17 protein-coding genes are annotated in these 17,764 nt (G+C 75.6%); 9 read left to right on the top strand and 8 right to left on the bottom strand.

Annotated elements, in window-relative coordinates:
* Positions 1 to 33 precede the first annotated feature (33 nt).
* The gene (locus KPF47_RS25820) at positions 34 to 669 is read right to left on the bottom strand and encodes a CPBP family intramembrane glutamic endopeptidase (protein WP_224391409.1); all 636 of its coding nucleotides are present in this window, start codon (positions 667 to 669) and stop codon (positions 34 to 36) included.
* A 389-nt stretch (positions 670 to 1,058) separates the two neighbouring features.
* On the opposite strand from KPF47_RS25820, the gene KPF47_RS25815 reads away from it, so the two are divergent.
* Entirely contained in the window at positions 1,059 to 1,769 is a 711-nt protein-coding gene (locus KPF47_RS25815) for a MerR family transcriptional regulator (protein ID WP_224391407.1), read from the top strand.
* Between the two features lie 11 nt (positions 1,770 to 1,780).
* On the opposite strand, the gene KPF47_RS25810 is transcribed toward KPF47_RS25815, so the two are convergent.
* Complete coding sequence (locus KPF47_RS25810; RefSeq protein ID WP_224391406.1) at positions 1,781 to 3,538, bottom strand: CdaR family transcriptional regulator; 1,758 nt, start codon at positions 3,536 to 3,538, stop codon at positions 1,781 to 1,783.
* Between the two features lie 111 nt (positions 3,539 to 3,649).
* Here KPF47_RS25810 and KPF47_RS25805 point away from each other — a divergent pair, with 111 nt between their 5' ends.
* Both KPF47_RS25805 and KPF47_RS25800 read left to right on the top strand, forming a co-directional pair.
* Positions 3,650 to 5,077 carry an aldehyde dehydrogenase gene (locus KPF47_RS25805; RefSeq protein ID WP_224391404.1) on the top strand — a complete coding sequence of 476 codons (1,428 nt, stop codon included), beginning with the start codon at positions 3,650 to 3,652 and terminating at the stop codon, positions 5,075 to 5,077.
* Positions 5,078 to 5,105: 28 nt separating this feature from the next.
* Complete coding sequence (locus KPF47_RS25800; RefSeq protein WP_224391403.1) at positions 5,106 to 5,555, top strand: heme-binding protein; 450 nt, start codon at positions 5,106 to 5,108, stop codon at positions 5,553 to 5,555.
* A gap of 55 nt (positions 5,556 to 5,610) precedes the next feature.
* Here the strand turns inward: KPF47_RS25800 and KPF47_RS25795 are convergent, their stop codons facing one another.
* From KPF47_RS25795 to KPF47_RS25785, 3 genes are read right to left on the bottom strand one after another with little or no spacing between them, the layout of a single operon-like run.
* Positions 5,611 to 6,948, bottom strand: coding sequence for an MFS transporter (locus tag KPF47_RS25795; RefSeq protein WP_224391402.1), 1,338 nt, complete (start codon positions 6,946 to 6,948; stop codon positions 5,611 to 5,613).
* Positions 6,945 to 7,391, bottom strand: coding sequence for a RidA family protein (locus tag KPF47_RS25790; RefSeq protein ID WP_224391401.1), 447 nt, complete (start codon positions 7,389 to 7,391; stop codon positions 6,945 to 6,947). Before KPF47_RS25790 ends, KPF47_RS25795 begins: the two co-directional genes overlap by 4 nt.
* Positions 7,384 to 9,021, bottom strand: a complete 1,638-nt coding sequence (locus KPF47_RS25785; protein ID WP_224391400.1) for a gamma-glutamyltransferase family protein — start codon at positions 9,019 to 9,021, stop codon at positions 7,384 to 7,386. Before KPF47_RS25785 ends, KPF47_RS25790 begins: the two co-directional genes overlap by 8 nt.
* A gap of 216 nt (positions 9,022 to 9,237) precedes the next feature.
* On the opposite strand from KPF47_RS25785, the gene KPF47_RS25780 reads away from it, so the two are divergent.
* The 5 genes from KPF47_RS25780 to KPF47_RS25760 all read left to right on the top strand — a co-directional run bounded on the left by KPF47_RS25780 (position 9,238) and on the right by KPF47_RS25760 (position 13,849).
* Positions 9,238 to 10,857, top strand: coding sequence for a hypothetical protein (locus KPF47_RS25780; protein WP_224391399.1), 1,620 nt, complete (start codon positions 9,238 to 9,240; stop codon positions 10,855 to 10,857).
* A gap of 234 nt (positions 10,858 to 11,091) precedes the next feature.
* On the top strand, positions 11,092 to 11,832 hold the full coding sequence (locus tag KPF47_RS25775; RefSeq protein WP_224391398.1) for a TenA family transcriptional regulator: 741 nt from the start codon (positions 11,092 to 11,094) through the stop codon (positions 11,830 to 11,832).
* 60 nt (positions 11,833 to 11,892) lie between these two features.
* Positions 11,893 to 12,234 carry a Rieske (2Fe-2S) protein gene (locus KPF47_RS25770; RefSeq protein ID WP_224391397.1) on the top strand — a complete coding sequence of 114 codons (342 nt, stop codon included), beginning with the start codon at positions 11,893 to 11,895 and terminating at the stop codon, positions 12,232 to 12,234.
* Positions 12,234 to 13,460 (top strand): NAD(P)/FAD-dependent oxidoreductase, encoded by a 1,227-nt coding sequence (locus KPF47_RS25765; RefSeq protein WP_224391395.1) that lies wholly within the window; start codon positions 12,234 to 12,236, stop codon positions 13,458 to 13,460. The genes KPF47_RS25770 and KPF47_RS25765 overlap by 1 nt, the downstream gene beginning before the upstream one ends.
* Positions 13,461 to 13,471: 11 nt before the next feature.
* Complete coding sequence (locus KPF47_RS25760; protein ID WP_224391393.1) at positions 13,472 to 13,849, top strand: non-heme iron oxygenase ferredoxin subunit; 378 nt, start codon at positions 13,472 to 13,474, stop codon at positions 13,847 to 13,849.
* Positions 13,850 to 13,862: 13 nt separating this feature from the next.
* On the opposite strand, the gene KPF47_RS25755 is transcribed toward KPF47_RS25760, so the two are convergent.
* Together KPF47_RS25755 and KPF47_RS25750 are read right to left on the bottom strand one after the other, a co-directional pair.
* Positions 13,863 to 14,942 (bottom strand): thermonuclease family protein, encoded by a 1,080-nt coding sequence (locus tag KPF47_RS25755; RefSeq protein WP_224391391.1) that lies wholly within the window; start codon positions 14,940 to 14,942, stop codon positions 13,863 to 13,865.
* 164 nt (positions 14,943 to 15,106) lie between these two features.
* Positions 15,107 to 15,841: a MerR family transcriptional regulator gene (locus tag KPF47_RS25750; RefSeq protein ID WP_224391389.1), complete on the bottom strand. Its 735-nt coding sequence runs from the start codon at positions 15,839 to 15,841 to the stop codon at positions 15,107 to 15,109.
* Positions 15,842 to 16,049: 208 nt separating this feature from the next.
* Here KPF47_RS25750 and KPF47_RS25745 point away from each other — a divergent pair, with 208 nt between their 5' ends.
* The gene (locus tag KPF47_RS25745) at positions 16,050 to 17,384 is read left to right on the top strand and encodes an aspartate aminotransferase family protein (RefSeq protein ID WP_224391424.1); all 1,335 of its coding nucleotides are present in this window, start codon (positions 16,050 to 16,052) and stop codon (positions 17,382 to 17,384) included.
* Here the strand turns inward: KPF47_RS25745 and KPF47_RS25740 are convergent.
* Positions 17,312 to 17,761 carry an SRPBCC family protein gene (locus KPF47_RS25740; protein ID WP_224391387.1) on the bottom strand — a complete coding sequence of 150 codons (450 nt, stop codon included), beginning with the start codon at positions 17,759 to 17,761 and terminating at the stop codon, positions 17,312 to 17,314. The two genes, KPF47_RS25745 and KPF47_RS25740, sit on opposite strands and share 73 nt — an antisense overlap.
* Positions 17,762 to 17,764 lie beyond the last annotated feature (3 nt).

Genomic DNA, 17,764 nt, shown 5'->3' with positions numbered 1-17,764 from the left:
CCGCCCGACCCGGCACGCCGAGGTCGCGTCCGGTCAGGCCGTGGTCGTCCGGACCCCCTCGGCCGTGGGGCGGTGTCGGCGGGACAGCAGGAGCGCGGCCGTCGTGGCGACCGTGGGCACGGCGAGGAGCAGCAGCACAGGGGCACCCGTACCGCCGAGCAGGTCGGTGTGGAGCACCAGCGCGAAGGCGAAGCCGACGGTGTTGTTCAGGGCGTGCAGGACCACGGCCGTCTCGAGTCCGCCCGTGCGGCAGGTGATCAGCGCTGCGCCGACGCCGAGGGTGAGGTAGTGGATGTTGAGCCACGGGTTGCCCTGGACGTGGATCGCGGCGAACAGCACCGCCGACACCACCACGCCGAGGACCAGCGAGGTGCGCGGGTCCCGGCTCCAGCTGCTCGCGACGCGCAGGACGAGCCCCCGGAACCCGAACTCCTCACCCGCCGCCTGCAGGGGGGTCAGGAGCAGGGTGACGGCGAGCAGACCCACCAGGTCCACGGTCGAGAACCGCGCGGGCTCGACCGGGGTCACGAGCGAGACCGCGGTGATGCAGAGGACCGAGAGCGGGCCGGCGAACACCAGTGCCCGTCCGAACTCGTCGAACCGGAACCGGGAGACGACCGAGACCAGCGAGCGCCCCCGCACTCCGTAGAGCAGGCGCTGCACGACCATGCTCCACCGCGACCGAGGCCGCCCCGGCGGCCTGGAAGACGATCGTGACGTCGTCCCCGCCCAGCGTCGGGTTGACCCGCCCCATGGCCAGGTCGATCCGGGCCGCCAGCCACGTGATGACGGATCCGGCCCCGAACAGCCCGACGACCACGAGCGTGATGGCCGCGATCCCCCGCCCGACCTGCCGACGGTCGCCGACCGGAGCCCGGTGGTAGGGAACGTCCCCCGGGTGTCCGGCGCCGGTCCGCGCGGAACGGACCGCCCGCGCTGCCACGGTGTCGCCTGCCATGCTGTTCTCCCGTCCCCCGGTGCCGGTGGCGCGCGTCCGGCGCCGCGAGCGAGTGCACACGTTGACGCGACGTCACACTCAAGACCCGGCAGGGGTGCAGATGGCCTGGAGCACCAGGGAGCTCGCGGAGCTGGCGGGCACGACGGCACGCACGGTCCGTCACTACCACCAGATCGGGCTGCTCCCCGAGCCGGAGCGGCGGAGCAACGGCTACAAGCAGTACGGCGTGACCCACCTGGTCCGGCTGCTGCGGATCACCCGGCTCGCCCAGCTCGGGGTCGGTCTGCACACCGTCGCGCAGCTCGGCGACGACGAGCATCCGGTGGAGGCGCTACGGGCGCTGGACGCCGAGCTCGTGGAGCAGATGGACCGGTTGGCCGGCGCACGCGCCGAGATCGCCACGATGCTGAGCGAGCAGCTCGCCACGGACCTGCCGCCGGAGTTCGCCGGGACCACGGCCGTGCCGATGTCCGACGCCGACCGGCGCCTGACGTCGGTCCTGGGACGGCTGCTCGACCGCGACGAGCGCAGGGCCTACGCGGACCTGCTGGCCTCCGACTCCCGCAGCGACGTCGACGACGACTTCGAGCACCTCGACGCCGAGGCGGGGGACGCCGCCCGGCAGGATCTCGCCGTGCGGATGACCGCGCGCCTGAGGACGCTGCGTGCGGACCACCCCGGCGCCTTCACCCTGGGCTCGTCGGATCCCCGGCGCTTCCACCGGACCGTGGAGCAGGTCTCGCGGGAGCTCTACAACCCGGCCCAGCTCGACGTCCTGCGCCGGGTGGCCGTGCTGTTCCGGCGGGGCTAGGGCGACGGTGTTCACGGAGGCGGGACGAGCTCGGCGTCGAGACCCTCGTTGACGCTCGCGAGCGTGTCCACGTGGTGGGCCAGCCACACCATGAACTGGGTGTCGGAGGACCGGATGTCCATCCCGATCGCCCGCGAGACCCGGTCGAGCTTGTAGAGCGTGGTGTTGCGGTGCAGGCCCAGCCGCCGGGCGGCCGCGTTCAGGTTCCCGGACTCGGCGATGTAGGCGAGCACCACGCTCTCCAGGCTGCGGTTGTGCCCGTCCGCGCGGCGCAGCGGGGCGAGCACCTCCCGGGCGAACCGCCGCCCGTTCTCGGAGTCGGCCACCTCGCGCAGGGCCACGAAGATCCGCAGGTCCTCGTAGCCGACCACCGGGGCGGCGTCGACCCGCCGGGCCAGCGAGAGCGCGGTGCGCGCCTCGCGGTAGCTCTGCGCGGTGCCGGTCGCCCCGGATCCCGGGGAGCCGAACGCCACCCGCGCGGTGCCCGAGAGCCTGGCCTGCACCGCCGAGGCGACCGCGCCCGCCAGCGCCCGCGGCTCGTTCCCGTCGGGGCCGGTGCCGACCGGCGCGACGACGACGAGGTTGCCGCCGAGCTGGGCGGCGAGCACGGGAGCGGTGCCGCGGTGCTCGATCCGCTCGGCCGCCCGGGCCGCGGCCTGGAACCGGCGCACGGTCCGGGCGTCGTCGGAGACCGGGGGATCGGGCTCGACGACGAGGACCACGTACCGCTCGTCGGGGACGAAGCCGTGGTGCCGGGCCCGGGCGAGCAGCTGCTGGCCGTCGGCGAACCGGCCGTGGACCAGGTCCACGACGAAGTCGCCGCGGGTCCGCTCCTCCGCCTCGGTCATCGACCGGATCCGGAGCATCTCGGCGCCGACCAGCACGGCGCCCTCCTGGACCACCACGCGGCGCTGCGCGCGGTCGTGGCCGCCGGCGTCGACGGGTTCCAGGACGGCGACCAGCCCGCACGGCTCACCACCGATCGCGACCGGGGCGACCAGCGGCACGACCGCGCCCGCGGGGGTGCCGACGGGCGCGAGCGACACCGCGTGCTGGTGCCCGCCGGCGGCGGCCACCGTCTCGGAGTAGCGGTGCAGCACCTGCACGACCTGCTCCGGTGCCCGCGTGGCGCGCCCGACGGCGGACTCGTGGGCGAGGACGGTCCCGTCGAGGTCGACGACGAGCGCCGGCACCCCCGCCATCCGGGACATGCCGTGGGCGAGGGCGGGGATCCCGGTGCCCCGGGCCAGGATCTCCCCGAGCGAGCGGTGCACCCGGTCGCTGTACTCCAGGACGTGCGTGGACTGGGCCAGCACCTTGGTCGCCACGAGCCTGCTCACCGCCCGGAAGTCCGCACCGGGCGGGAGCAGTGCGAGCGGCAGCCGGAGCCCGTCGGCGGCGGCCCTGGCCTCGGGGAGCAGGCGGGCGAGCGCGTCGGGCGGGGCGGCGTCGACCGGGTCGAGGCGCACCAGCAGGGCGACCGCACCCGCGCCGACCACCTCGCGGACGACGTCCGCGCCGCCGGGCCCGCGCAGCCGGGCCACCGCGGCGTGCACCACCAGGCCCGCCTCGGTGGGGTCGGCGGCGTCCGCCAGCTCCGACAGCGGCCCGCACCACCGGGCGACCGCGGACGTCCCGTCCCGGCCCGCCACCAGCGTGTTGCGCAGCTGCGGCTCCGCGAGCAGGTCGGTGACGGTGACGGTCTCGGCGTCCTCGGCCCGGGCGGGCGGGACGTCCTGCCGGCCGGGGTGTCTCGCGCTCTGTGCCATCTGCCTATATCCGATCGGTGGGCGGCTGCACTTCGTCCAGTGCCGGTCATGCTGGCCCCGCCCCAGAATCGCCGGTAGCCGTCACTCTCCACAATCCGCCGGAGGTTCTTCGTGCACCCCGCACCGACCCGCCCCGCCCCGGATGCGTCCGGGGCGCAGGCCCGGACCGTCGATCCGGCGCGCCCCGGCCGCACCGTGAGCCACTACTCGCCCTCGACCCCGGACGACGTCCGTGCCGCGCTCGACCGGGCCGTGGACAGCGGCTGGCCCGCCACCACCCCGGCCCACCGGGCGGGCGTGCTCACCGCCGTCGCCGACACCCTGGAACGGTCCCGTGACGAGCTCGCCGCCCTGGTCACCGCCGAGGAGGGCAAGCCGCTCGGCGCCGCCCGCGGTGAGGTCGGCAAGGCGGCCGAGCAGTTCCGGCTGGCCGCGCAGCTGGCCTTCCACGTCGAGGGCACGACGTTCCCGTCCGAGACGCCGGGCACGACCGCGTACACGGTGCGCGGCCCGCTGGGCGTGGTCGCGGCGGTGACGCCGTGGAACTTCCCGCTGTCGCTGGCCGCCCGCAAGATCGCCCCGGCCCTGGCCGCAGGCAACACCGTGCTGTTCAAGCCCTCGCCGGTCACCGCCGGGGTCGGCGACGCGCTCGCCGCCGCCGCCCACGACGCCGGGCTGCCGCGCGAGGCGATGCCGGTCCTGCACGGTCACGACCCGGCCGCGATGGACGTGCTGCTCGGCGACCTGCGGGTGCGTGCGGTCAGCTTCACCGGGTCCGACCGCGTCGGTGCGCTGATCCGCGACCGCGCGCACGGCCAGGCCCGGCTCCAGCTGGAGCTCGGTGGCCGCAACTGCGCCGTCGTGTGCGCCGACGCCGACCTCGAGCGGGCCGCCGCGGACATCGCGACCGGCGCGTTCGGGCTCACCGGGCAGGCGTGCACCTCGACCGACCGGATCCTCGTCGCGACCCCGGTCGCCGCCCGGTTCATGGCGCTGCTCGCCGAGCGGGTCCGGGCCCTGCGGGTCGGCCCCGGCGACCACCCGGCGACCACGACCGGCCCGGTCGCCACCGCGGCCCAGCTCCACCGGCTCACCGCGCTGCGGGCGAGCGCCGTCGCGGCGGGCGCCCGGGTCGTCGCCACGGCGTGGGACGTCGAGGACCGCGACCCGGACGGGTACTGGGTGCCGCCCACGCTGTTCACCGACGTCCCAGCCGGGCACGAGCTGCTCACCGAGGAGGTCTTCGGACCGTTCGCCACGGTGCTGCCGGTCGCCGACCTCGACGAGGCGCTCGGGGTCCTCGGTGCGTCGACGCACGCCCTGGCCGCGTCGGTCCACACGCGCGACCTCGCCGCCGCCCACCGCTTCGCCGCCGACGTCCCGTGCGGCGTCATCAAGATCAACGGACCGACGACCGGGAACGGCGTCACCCCGCCCTTCGGCGGGCACCGCGCGTCGTCGGGCGGGGCCTTCCCCGAGGGCGGGCGGCAGGCCCTCGACTTCATGACCGACGTCCGGTCCGTCTACCTCACCCCCTGACCGCGACCACCCACCCCGGAGGCACACCGTGCACACCGTCCACCGCCTGTCCCTCGACGACGCCCTGGTCCTGCTGCGTGCGGCCGAGACCGAGGCCGGGCGCATCGGCGTCCGCCAGACCATCTGCATCGCCGACGACGGCGCCCACCCGATCGCCCTGCACCGGATGACCGGCGCCCGTCTCACCGGGGTGGAGATCGCCATCGCCAAGGCGTTCACCGCGGCCGGGCACCAGCGGGCCACCCACCTGTTCAACGAGGCACCGGACGGCCCGGCCCTGCCGGGCAACGAGGCCTTCGGCATCCAGCACATGCACCCCGGTCGCTTCACCGTCTTCGTCGGCGGCTTCCCGCTGGTCCACGACGGCCAGGTGGTCGGCGCCGTCGGGATCAGCGGCGGGAACGGGGAGCAGGACAAGGCGGTCGGCGCCGCGGTGCTCGCGGCCTTCGCCGAGCTGGTGGCGACCGTCCCGGCCTGACCACCGCCCGGCCACCGGCCCCCGTCGCGTCCGCGCGGCGGGGGCCGGTCCGCGTTCAGCGCACGCGCCCGGCGAACGAGGCGCCCAGGGCCACCAGCGCGCACGCCGCACAGGTCAGCATCACGACGACGGTGGCCGCACGGTCCGCCGGACCGTCCCCGACGGCCAGCGCGACCACCACACCCCCCAGCGCCGCACCGACGAACCGCAGCGCGTTGAACACCCCCAGCCCGGCCCCGGAGTCCGCCTCGCGGGCCGAGCGGGCCGCGCCCGCCGCCGCGGGGGTCTGGGTCAGGGCCATGCCCAGGCCGACCGACCCGCACACCATCGCCAGCACGACCGCGCCCGCGCCCGCACCGACCGCTCCCGCCAGGGCGACCTCCGCGACCACGAGCACCGACAGCCCGCAGCGCAGGGCGAGCCGGGGCCGCCAGGTCGCGGTCAGCCGCCCGACCACGGGCGCCAGTACCGTCATCACCGCGGGCACCGCCACGACGAGCAACCCCGCGTCCCGGGTGGACATCCCGCGGGTGGCCAGCAGGTGCAGCGGGACCACCAGCAGCGTCGCCGTCAAGCACAGCATCTGCGCCAGCGCGGCGACCGCGGAGCGGGCGAACCGGGCCTCGCGCAGCAGCGGGAGCGGGACGAAGGGCTGCGCCACCCGCCGCTCCACCACGACGAAGACCAGCAGCGCCGACACCCCGACGGCCACCGACGCCCACGCCGCGGGCGTGTACGGACCCACGGCGGCCGCCGTCGCGGCGCCGCCGAGCAGACCGAGCGTCGCGAGGGTCAGTGCCACGGCACCGGGAACGTCGAGCCGGACCGGTCGCGGGTCGTCCGGGCCCAGCCGCCGGGCCGCGCCCACGAACGCCACCAGCGCGAACGGGACGATCACCACGAACACGCTGCGCCACCCCGTGGCGTCCGCCAGGACCCCGCCCACCGACGGCCCGGCCGCCTGGCCGGCGCCGTTCGCGGCCGCCCACCACGAGACCGCACGGGCCCGCTGCTCGGGCTCCGCGGTCGCCGTGAGCAGTGCGAGCACGGTCGGCAGCACCAGCGCACCGGAGAGCCCCTGGACCGCGCGGAACCCGACCAGGGCCGCCAGCCCGGGGGCCAGGGCGGCGCCTGCCGCACCGACGGCCACCCCCACCATGGACACCAGGAACAGCCGACGCCGCCCGACCCGGTCCCCGAGCCAGCCGGCCAGGGGCAGCATCGCCGCGCAGGTGAGGTTGAACGCGACGACGACCAGGCTGCCCGCGCCGAGCGGGGCGCCCAGGTCGGTCACGATCCGGTCCAGCGGCACCGTCACCAGCGTGTTGGCGATCGTGCTGGCGAACGTGCCGACGACGAGGAACACCGTCGCCGACCTGGCAGGCCCGGTCACCGCGACCGGACCGGGTCGAGGCCGACGACGAGCGTCACCTCCACCGGGGCGCCCCCGGGCAGCGAGCACACCCCGACCGCGGCGCGGGCGGGGAGCCCGCCGGGACCGAAGCGGTCGGCCAGCACCCCCGACGCGCCGTCGGCCACGGCGGAGTGCCCGGTGAACGCCGCGGTGCAGGCGACCCACACCGACAGCGCGACCGGGCGCCGCAGCTCCCGGCCCGCGCGGGCGGCGGCGTCGGCACAGGCGGCGAGCGCGTGGCGGACGGCGACGCCGGCGGCCTCGGCGGCCTCGTCCTCGCCGACGTCGGCGCCCACCCGGCCGGTGACGAGCAGGACCCCGTCGGCGCGCCGGGGTGTCATCCCGGCGCTGTGCACGGTGTCGCCGTGCACCACCGCCGCGACGTAGCGGCCCTGCGGCGGGGGAGCGGTCGGCTCAGACACCGAGCGCCACCCCCTCCTGGCGCGCGTCGCTGCCCCCGGCGAGGCACCCGGTGTCCGGGTCCACCGACACGACCTGGGCGCTGCCGCCCGCACCGTGGTCCCCGACCGTGACGACCCGGTGCCCGCGGGCCGCGAGCCCGGCGAGCACGTCCGGGCCGAGCCGGTCCTCGCACCGCAGCTCGGCGGGCGAGCCCAGGTCACCGGCGTCGCTGCCCGGGAAGACGGTGAAGCGCGGGGCGTCCACCGCGTCCTGCGGCCCGGCGCCGTGGTCGAGCAGGTGGGACAGCAGCTGGGTGTTCCACTGCACCTGACCGTCGCCGCCGGGGGTGTTGCCGACGTGCCGCAACCGGCCCGCGTCGTCGGTGACGATCCAGGTGTTGAGCGTGTGCAGCGGGCGACGCCGCGGCCGCACCTCGTTGGGGTGCCCGGGTATCGCGTACGCGCCCCGGCCGAGCCGGTTGTTCAGCACCACGCCGGTGCCGGGGACGGCCCGCCCGGAGCCGAACGTGAACGCCAGCGACCCGATCACGCCGACCGCACACCCGTCCCCGTCGACGGCGACCATCGAGGTGGTGTCCCCGTCCGGGCGGACCCCCGCCGGATCCGGCAGCGGGCCGGTGCCGAGCAGACGACGGCCGCGGTCCAGCAGCCCCGGGTCGAGCCTGCGGTCCGGCGCGGGCCGGTCGGACCCGGCGAGCCGGAACCGGTCGTCGAAGGCGATCCGGGCCGCCCCGGCCAGCCGGTGCACGGCGTCGACCCCGAGCGGGGTACCGGCCGGACCGCCGGGGGACAGCGTCCCGGCGCAGAGGGCGAGCTGGTCGAGCACCATCCAGCCGGGTGTGGGCAGCGGGGTCTGGTGCACGACGTGGCCGGCGTAGCGGGTGGCCACCGCGTCCTCGGCGGCGACGCGGCCGGTCTCCGCCCACTCCTCGCCGGAGAAGGGCGCCCCGCCCGCGACGAGGTCCGCGACCGCCCGGTCGGCGAGTGCCCCGGTGTAGAACGCGGCCGGGTCCCGGGCCAGGGTCGCGATCGTGGCCGCCAGCCGCGGGTGGACCAGCCGGGTCCCGACCCGCGGCACCCGGCCGCCCGGGAGGAACGCCGCGGCGGTGTCCGGGTCGGCGGCGAGCCGGTCCCGGTGCCCGGCGATGTCGTCGCGGGTCCGCGCGGTGCAGGGCAGGCCGCGGGCCGCGGTCCGGACCGCGGGCTCCCACAGCTCGGTCAGCGGCCGGGAGGCGCCGTGCGCGTGCAGGGCCGCCAGCGCCGCGACCGCGCCGGGCGCGGTCACCGACGACGCCCCGTACCGGGGCAGCAGCCGCCCCGACCCCGCGCGGTGGTGGTGCTCCGGGGTGCCGCCGTCCGGGCCGAAACCGCTCCCGCAGAACGCCCGCACCCGGCCGTCGGGGGCGCGGACCAGGGCGAACGCGTCACCGCCGACGCCGCACTGGCCCGGAAGGGCGAGCCAGGCCACGGCCGCCATGGCGAGCGCGGCGTCGACGGCGTTGCCGCCCGAGGCCAGCACCTCGGCCCCGGCCCGGCTGATCGCCGGGTGGCTGGAGGACACCATCCCGTCGGCGCCGAGGGCGGGGACCCGGGCGGAACGGGGGAAGGACGCGGGGGCGAGGACGGTCATGCGCGCGACGCTGCCCGCGCGGTGACCCGCCGCCTAGGGCGAAGGTGCACAGGACGACGGCTCTGACGTGGGCATGGTGCCGTAACAGCACGGTGCACAATCGGAAACCCGCTGCCTGTGCACTGTGGGCCTTCTCGGGGTGGCGACGGAGTGTGAGTGTGTTCCGTCACACCACCACACACATCACCGCCGGATCCCGGCGGGAAGGAGGCCGCAGTGGCCCTGTCTGCTGCGCACTGGGTCTACCTCGGCGGGATCGTGCTGATCCTCGGCACGACGATCGCCCGGCGGAACGTCCTCGTCCCGGCGCTCCTGGCGACGGTCGCGACGGCGGCGGCGATGTCGGGCGACCCCGTCGTCGCGGTCCAGGCCCTGTTCAACGCCACGCTCACCGCCGCGTCCGAGCTGTTCAGCATCTTCCTGATCATCGCGATGGTGACGGCGCTGCTCGGGACGCTGCGGGCCATGCACGCCGACCAGCGGATGGTCGTCCCGTTCCAGAAGGTCATGCGCGGCGGGTGGTCGGCCTGGACGGTGCTGATCGTCGCGACGTTCGTGATCAGCCTGTTCTTCTGGCCCACCCCCGCGGTGCCGCTGATCGGGGCGATCCTGGTGCCCGCGGCGATCCGCGCCGGGCTGCCGGCGATGGGGGCGGCGATGGCGATCGCGGTGGCCGGGCAGGGCATGGCGCTGTCCAGCGACTACGTCATGCAGGTCGCGCCGGGGCTGTCGGCGACGGCCGCCGGTGCGGACCCCGGGCGGGTCGCCGACGTCGCGCTGCTGTTGTCGCTGGTCACCGGTGGTACCGCGCTCACGATCATGGGGCTGATGCTGGCCCGCCAGATGCGGACGCCGTCGGACGCGCTGCTGGAGGAGTGGGAGGCCGGGGTGGTCACCGTCCCCCGGCCCTCGACCGGGCTGCTGCGGCGGCTGCGCCGGCGACTCGTCGGGGGCCCGGCCGAGCCCCTGGTCGTCGAACAGGTCGAGGAGCGCGTGGCGGTCGGGGTCGGCGGCGGCCCCACCCCGCCCCCGGTCGGTACCGGCGCACCGGGTCACGGCGGCGGGTCCGGTTCCCCCGGCCCCGCCCCCGGCGGCCCCGCCGAGGACACCCCCGACGACCCCCGGACCCAGCGGCTGGCCCGCATCTTCGCCGTCCTCGTGCCCGCCGCGTTCGCCCTGATGATGGTCTACCTGGTGCTCGGGCAGGCGGGTGTCGTGCCCGAGGTACAGAGCGGGTCGGCGGCGGCGCTGGTCGGCGGGCTCGCGACCGTGCTCGTCGTGGTCGCCTGTGTCGCGCTCGACGGGCCGCGGACCGCGCTGACCTCGGTGGGCGAGCACGTCACCGACGGGCTGGTGTTCGCCTTCCGGGCGATGGGCGTCGTGCTGCCGATCGCGGGGTTCTTCTTCCTCGGCAACGCCGAGTTCGCCGGGCGGATCCTGGGCCTGCCGGACGGTACGCACGCCCCCGGCCTGCTGGTCGACCTCGTCGTCGCGGCCGAGCACTTCATCCCCGGCAACCCCGTGGTGATGTGCTTCGGCGTGCTCGTCATCGGTCTGCTGTGCGGTCTGGAGGGATCCGGCTTCTCCGGTCTGCCGCTGACCGGGTCGCTCGCCGGGGCGCTCGGGCCCAGCGTGGGGGTGGACCCGGCGACGCTGGCCGCCGTCGGGCAGATGGGCTCGGTCTGGGCCGGTGGCGGCGTGCTCGTGGCGTGGTCGTCGCTGCTCGTCGTCGCCGGGGTGACCCGGGTACCGGTGATCGAGCTGGCCCGGCGCTGCTTCCTGCCCGTCATGGCCGGGCTGGCGGTCTCGACCCTCGTGGCGGCACTGCTGCTCTGAGCTCGTCCGGCGCACGACCGGCCCCGGTACCCGCAGCGACGGTCTGCGGGGACCGGGGCCGTCGTCGTGCGCCCGTGCGCCGGCGGAGCCAGTGCGTCGTGCTGCAACTCGTCGCTGATCCTTGTGCTGTCTGACCAGGGAGGACGCGGGTGCCGACGCCTAGCGTCGAGGTCACCGGAGAGGCGCAGCGACGCCCCCGGTTCCACCCCACATCCCTGATCTGGAGGGTTCGTCATGACCCTGACCGTGGACGAGACCGCAGGCACCCCGGTGCCGGGTCTGCTCTCCCGCGAGGACTTCCGGGCCGCACTGGAGGACGCGATCAAGGGCCGCGAGGCCAAGAACGCGTCGTTCTCCCAGGCCTGGGCGGACGGGACGCTGACCCGCGAGCACTTCAGCCGCTGGGCCGAGAACCACTACCACTACGTCGGACCGTTCGCCGACTACCTCGGCTACATCTACGGCAACACCCCCGCCCACTGCACCGACGCCAAGGACTTCACCCTCCAGAACATGTACGAGGAGGAGCTCGCCGACATCCGGCACACCGACCTGCTGATCCGGTTCGGCGAGGCCTGCGGCACGAGCAAGGAGCGCATCGAGAACCCGGACAACATGAACGCGGTCACCCGCGGGCTGCAGTCCTGGTGCTACGCCGTCGCGATGCGCGAGCACTTCGTGGTCGCCACCGCGGCGCTGGTCGTGGGGCTGGAGTCGCAGGTCCCGGGCATCTACCGGAAGCAGATCGTGCCGCTGCGCGAGGCCTACGGGTTCACCGAGGACGAGATCGAGTTCTTCGACCTGCACATCACCTCCGACGAGGTGCACGGCGAGCGTGGATACCAGATCGTGCTCGACCACGCCGACACCCCCGAGCTGCAGCAGCGCTGCCTGCAGTTCGTGCGCTGGGGCGCGGAGATGCGCTTCTCCTACACCCGCGCGCTGTACGACACCTACGTCGCTCCGTCCCTCTGACCGATCACCGCGACGGGCGCGCGCCCCGCGCCCGTCGCGGCCCGACGCCCGGGAGTGCACGTGAGCGACATCGAGACCACCCGGTGGGTCGCCACCGTCCCGCTCGCCGACCTGGCCCGCCGCCGTCGCCTCCGGGTGGAGGTCGACGGCAGGCCGGTCGCCCTGTTCCTGGCCGGGGACCGCGTCGTCGCGCTCGACGACGTCTGTATCCACAAGGGACGGTCCCTGGCCCGCGGCGTGCTGTGGCAGGGCCGGGTCGTCTGCCCCGCCCACCAGTGGGCCTTCGACCCCGTGACCGGCCGGGCCGACGGACGGGACGAGTGCCAGCCGGTCCACGACGTCCGGGTCGTCGACGGCGTGATCCACGTCGACGCCCGCCCCCGCAGCCAGGAGGAGAACTGATGTCCGAGCCGGTACGCAGCCTCGTCACCGTCGGGGCCGGGCAGGCCGCCGTGGCCACCGTCCGGATGCTGCGCCGTCGCGGTTTCGACGGTCCGCTGACGGTGCTGTCCGACGAACCGCACCTGCCCTACCAGCGGCCGCCGCTGTCGAAGGAGTTCCTCCGCGGGGACGCCGGCTCCGCCGACCTCGTGCTGCTCGACGAGACCTGGGCCGCGGCCCACGACGTCGAGCTGCGGACCGGGGCCGCCGTCACCGCCGTCGCACCGGGCGGGGTGGAGCTGCGGGACGGGTCGCGCGTGAACGCCGACGCGGTGCTGCTCGCGACCGGGGTGCGTGCCCGCACGCTGCCCGGGGTGTCCGGCGACCGGGTCGTGCACCTGCGGACCGTCGGCGACGCCGTCCGGCTCCGTGACGCCCTGCCCGGGCTGCGGCGGCTCGTCGTCGTCGGCGGCGGGCTGATCGGCGCCGAGGTCGCGTCGTCGGCCCGCGAGCTCGGGATCGAGGTCGTGGTGCTGGAGGCCGGGCCGCTGCCGATGCTCGGCGCGCTCGGCCCGGACATGGCCGCGTTCTGCGCGGGTCTGTACCGCGCGCACGGCGTCGACCTGCGGTGCGGTCAGGAGATCTCGACCGTCGCCCCGACGGGCGCGGGCGTCGTGGTCGACACCTCGTCCGGACCGGTGGAGGCCGACCTCGTCGTCGTCGCGGTGGGGTCGGTGCCCCGCGACGAGCTCGCCCGCGCGGCGGGGATCGCCGTCGACCCGGTCCGCGGGGGAGTGGTCGTCGACGAGCTCTGCCGGACCTCGGCCCCCGGCGTGTTCGCGGCCGGGGACCTCGCCTGCCGGCCCGGCGGTGAGGGCTTCGTCCGGATGGAGCACGTGGACAACGCGACGACCCAGGGCGGGACCGTCGCCCGGGCGCTGCTCGGGAAGACGGTGCCGCCGCCGGAGGCGCCGTGGTTCTGGTCGGACCAGTTCGGGCTCAACCTGCAGTTCGTCGGACACGCCCCGGCCGGCGCGGACGTCGTGGTCCGGGGCAGCGTCGCCGACCGCGACTTCACCGCCTTCTACCTGACCGACGACCGCGTGCACGCCGCGTTCTGCGTCGAGCGCGGCGGGGACGTCCCGGCCGTCCGGGCCCTGCTCGCACTCGGCGCCCCGGTGCCCCGCGTGCAGCTCGCCGACGACGACCACGACCTGTTCGACCTGCTCGACACCATCACCGCCTGAGGAGACACGCCGTGGACTTCCACAAGATCGCCCGCTCCGGCCAGGTCCCCGAGGGGGTCGTCCGCCGCTTCTTCGCCGGGGAGGTCGAGGTCGCCGTCTCCCGCTCCGAGGGCGAGGTGCACGCCACCTCGAACTACTGCAGCCACCTCGACTGCCTGCTGTCCAGCGGGAAGGTCACCGATGAGGGACTGCTGTGCTCGTGTCACGGCAGCGTCTTCGACTACACCTCCGGCGAGCCGCTGTGCCCGCCGGCGACCCGGCCCATCACCGTCTTCCCGGTGCGCGAGGAGGAGGGCCACATCTGGGTCGGCGTCGACGACGAGCTCGCCGAGGCGGCCATGCGCCGGCGTGCGGTCGGGGCCCGCCGGCTGGGCGACGCGGCGGGCTGATCGGCTGAGCCGATCAGCCCTGCGACTCGCAGTCGATGCCGTCGGAGTCCGCGTCCAGGCGGTGCCGGTCGGTCCCCACGACCCGGAACGGTCCGCCGGACAGGTCACCGCAGTCGAGGTCGGTCGCCGAGACCGGCACGCAGGGGGTGTAGTTCGGGTCGCAGCCCCCGCCCGCCGGAGCGGCAGCCGGTGCGACCGGGGCCGGGGCGACCGGCGCCGGGGCGGCCGCGGCGGCGGCGCGGGCCGTCCGCTCGGCGGCCTCGGCGCGGGCCGCCTCCTCCCGGGCGACGCGGTCGCGCTCGGCTTGCTCGGCGGCCAGACGCTGTGCCTCCCGCGCGTCCGAGGCCTGCTGGGCGAAGCGGGCCTGCAGCGTCCGGGCGTCGCTCCGGGCGGTGTCGAGGATCCCGGTCAGGCGGGCCCGGTCGAGCTCGGACAGCACCGCCCAGGCCACACCCGCCCGGTGTGCCCGGACGTCGGCGTCCAGCCCCGCCAGCACGGTCAGCGCGTCGTCGGTCTCCCGGCCCGCGGCGTCGAGCTGCGCCGGGTCCGGCGACGACGCCCGCTGCGCCAGCCCCGCGACGGTGCCGCGGGCCCGCTCCACCTGTGCGGGGACGGTGCAGGACACCGTCGTCGCGTACAGCCCGCGACCCGCGGCGCGGGCCTCCTCCTGGGCCGCGGCGACCTCGTCGAGGTAGCGGTCGTCGCCACCGACCACCATCGCGGTGCCGAGTCCCTCCCGGGCGAGCTCGGCGTTGACCAGCCGCCCCGCGGTGTCGTGCACCCCGGCCAGGGTGCGGCCCCGGCCGTCGACGCGCTCGTCGTCGTAGGACAGGCCGACGGTGCTGCCGACCGGGATGAGCGCGGCGAGCCGGGCGGCCGCCTCCGGACCGAGGCACTGGACGGCGGAGTCGGGGTCGACGGTCTCGGGGGTGTCGATGTTGAGCAGCCGGACCGTGGTGCTGCGGCCGTCCAGGGTCGCCTCGAACGTGTCGCCGTCGACGATGCGGGTCACGACCGCCTCGTCCGACGAGCCGCTCACCACGAGCCCGATCCCGCCGACGGCCGCGGCGACCGCGACCACGGCAACGATCATCTTCCCGACCACGCCGACCCCTGCTCCCCGGACGCTCGAGGGCGTCCGTACCCGATCCGTTGCTGCACACGGCGCATCGTGGAAGGGACGGCGGGGCGTTATCGGACACCGGGGCCGATCCCCACAAGTGATGACCGGCGGTCGGTGAGGGCGGCCGGAGGAGCTCAGCCCGCCCTGCGCTCCGCGGCGAGCGCCTTCCCGGCACGGACGAGCACGTCGAGCTGGGCGGCGTTGTAGAGCTCCCGCATCGCCCGGTCCAGGGTCTGCTCGGCCCGCTGCTCACCGATCGGGGCGTCGGTGTTCGGTGCGACCAGGCCGGGATGGGTCTCGTAGAGCGTGCGCATGTACGGCACCATCAGGTCGGCGAGCTCCTGACGGGTGGCCTCGTCGGCGTCGGCCGGGAGCGAGTCGAACCGGTCCTGCGTCGGGTCGGGGCCGGTCCGGGCCAGCATGTCCGCGACGGCCTGCAGCCGCTCCGACCCCAGCACCCGCGGCAGGACCTGGGTGAGCGACCGGTCGGCGTCGGACATCGGCTGGTCGGCGGCAGCGGCGAACTCGGTGGGCAGGTCGGTCGGCGCGGCTCCGTCCAGGATCAGCGCCAGCTCGGCGCGGGCCTGTTGCAGCCGCTCGATGGTGGCGGCCAGCTCGGCGTCGAGCGCGCGGGCGGCCTCCTCCGGGTGGGCGTCGGCGTCGTTCATCTCGGAGATCTGGGCCAGCGAGAACCCGAGGTCGACGAGCCGCTTGATCCGCAGCAGCCGCACCAGGTGCGCGACCCCGTACTGCTTGTAGCCGTTCGTCCGCCGTTCGGGCTCGGCCAGCAGTCCGATCTCGTGGTAGTGCCGCACCGCCCGCAGGCTGGTCCCCGCCAGCTCGGCGACCTCACGGGTGCTCCAGGTCACGACGTCCCCCTCGTCCGGTTCCTGCTCCTGTCCCCAGCCTGCCGTATCCGCCGCCGCGGCGTCCCGTGCGGGCACGTCGTCGGGGCTGCCCGGACGGTCCCCGGGATGCCAGACTGCGCCCGGGGGAGGTCGGGACGGCACCGCTGCCCGGTGTGCCGACCCCGGCCGACGACACCGTCGCCCGGACCGTGCGGGCACGCGAGAGGACCTGGCTGTGACCGAACACCTCATCCGCTACTCCGGCCACGGCGGCTTCACCCCCGGGGTGATCGACCGCGCCCACGGCAGCACCGTCACCTTCGAGGACGGCCGGGAGCTGCTCGACTTCACCTCCGGGCAGATGAGCGCGATCCTCGGGCACGCGCACCCGGAGATCGTCGCGACCGTCCGCGACCAGGTCGGGCGGCTCGACCACCTCTACAGCGGGATGTTGTCGCGGCCGGTGCTGGAGCTGTGCGAGCGGCTGTGCGCCTCGGTCGGCGGTGGCCTGGACCGGGCGATGCTGCTGACCACCGGCGCGGAGTCCAACGAGGCCGCGATCCGGATGGCCAAGCTCGTCACCGGCCGGCACGAGATCGTGTCCTTCGCCCGCTCCTGGCACGGCATGACCCAGGCCGCGGCGAACGCGACCTATGTCGCCGGCCGCGCCGGCTACGGCCCCGCCGCCCCCGGCAACTTCGCGCTGCCGGTGCCCGACCGCTACCGCCCCGACCTCGTCGACGACGCCGGGGAGCTCGACTGGCGCCGCCAGCTCGACCTCGGGTTCGCCCTGATCGACGCCCAGTCCGTCGGCAGCCTCGCCGCCTGCATCGTCGAGCCGGTGCTGTCCTCGGGCGGGGTCGTCGACCTGCCACCGGGCTACCTGGCGGCGCTGCGCGACAAGTGCCACGAGCGCGGGATGCTGCTGATCCTCGACGAGGCCCAGACCGGTCTGTGCCGCACCGGGGACTGGTACGCCCACCAGCGCGACGGCGTGGTCCCGGATATCCTCACGCTGTCCAAGACGCTCGGGGCGGGCCTGCCGCTCGCCGCCGTCCTCACCACGGCCGCGATCGAGCAGGTCGCGCACGAGCGCGGCTTCCTGTTCTTCACCACCCACGTCAACGACCCGCTCCCGGCGGCGGTCGGGCTCACCGTGCTCGACGTGCTCACCCGCGACCGGCTCGACCTGCGTGCCCGTGAGCTGGGCACGCTGCTGCAGGACGGTCTGCGCGACCTGGCCCGCACGACCGGGATGATCGGCGACGTCCGCGGCCGCGGCCTGCTGGTCGGGCTGGAGCTGGCGGGTTCCGACACCGACGCGCTCGGGGCGGCCGTCACCGCGCGGTGCGCCGAGCTGGGCCTGCACATGAACATCGTGCAGCTGCCCGGGATGGGCGGGACGTTCCGGATCGCGCCGCTGCTGACCGCGACCGAGGCCGAGATCCGCCGCGGCGTGGACATCCTCGGCACGGCCCTGGGGGAGGTGGCTCAGCCCTCGACGGCGGCCGCGAGCCGGTCCAGCGTCGCGGCGAGCCCGTCGGCGTCGACGACGGGCAGGTAGGGCAGCAGCCGTTCCAGGGTGACCTCGGACCAGTCGTAGACGTGGGTGACCCGGGTGCCGTCGCCCTCGGGGGCGAGGTGGTGGGCCCAGCGCTGCCCGCCCCGGTCGCCGCCGTGGGTGGCGGGCGCCCACTCGATCTCGCGGTCCTCGACGAAGGCGACGACGTGGTTGTCGACCAGGTAGTCGCCCATGTCGCGGCCGTGCATCTCCATCACGAACACGTCCCCGGCGCCGGTCAGCCTGCCCCCGGTGCGCGACCGGAGCACCGTGCCCGAGGCGTCGATCTCCGGGTGCCGGGCGGGGGTGGCGAGCAGGTCGAACACCGCAGGCGGCGGCGCGGCGACGTGACGGCTGGCGCGCAGCGCCTTCTCGGTCATGGG

Origin of the sequence: Pseudonocardia sp. ICBG1293, assembly GCF_020131355.1 — a bacterium.
Lineage (GTDB): Bacteria > Actinomycetota > Actinomycetes > Mycobacteriales > Pseudonocardiaceae > Pseudonocardia.
Note: the sequence above shows the minus strand (reverse complement) of the source record. Positions and strands in the feature narration are given on the sequence as shown.

Bases quoted from the DNA above. Each gene is read 5' to 3' on its own strand.
- KPF47_RS25740 (WP_224391387.1), bottom strand. From the start codon at position 17,761: ATGACCGAGAAGGCGCTGCGCGCCAGCCGTCACGTCGCCGCGCCGCCG.
- KPF47_RS25820 (WP_224391409.1), bottom strand. From the start codon at position 669: ATGGTCGTGCAGCGCCTGCTCTACGGAGTGCGGGGGCGCTCGCTGGTC.
- KPF47_RS25815 (WP_224391407.1), top strand. From the start codon at position 1,059: ATGGCCTGGAGCACCAGGGAGCTCGCGGAGCTGGCGGGCACGACGGCA.
- KPF47_RS25785 (WP_224391400.1), bottom strand. From the start codon at position 9,021: ATGACCGTCCTCGCCCCCGCGTCCTTCCCCCGTTCCGCCCGGGTCCCC.
- KPF47_RS25755 (WP_224391391.1), bottom strand. From the start codon at position 14,942: ATGATCGTTGCCGTGGTCGCGGTCGCCGCGGCCGTCGGCGGGATCGGG.
- KPF47_RS25810 (WP_224391406.1), bottom strand. From the start codon at position 3,538: ATGGCACAGAGCGCGAGACACCCCGGCCGGCAGGACGTCCCGCCCGCC.
- KPF47_RS25775 (WP_224391398.1), top strand. From the start codon at position 11,092: ATGACCCTGACCGTGGACGAGACCGCAGGCACCCCGGTGCCGGGTCTG.
- KPF47_RS25765 (WP_224391395.1), top strand. From the start codon at position 12,234: ATGTCCGAGCCGGTACGCAGCCTCGTCACCGTCGGGGCCGGGCAGGCC.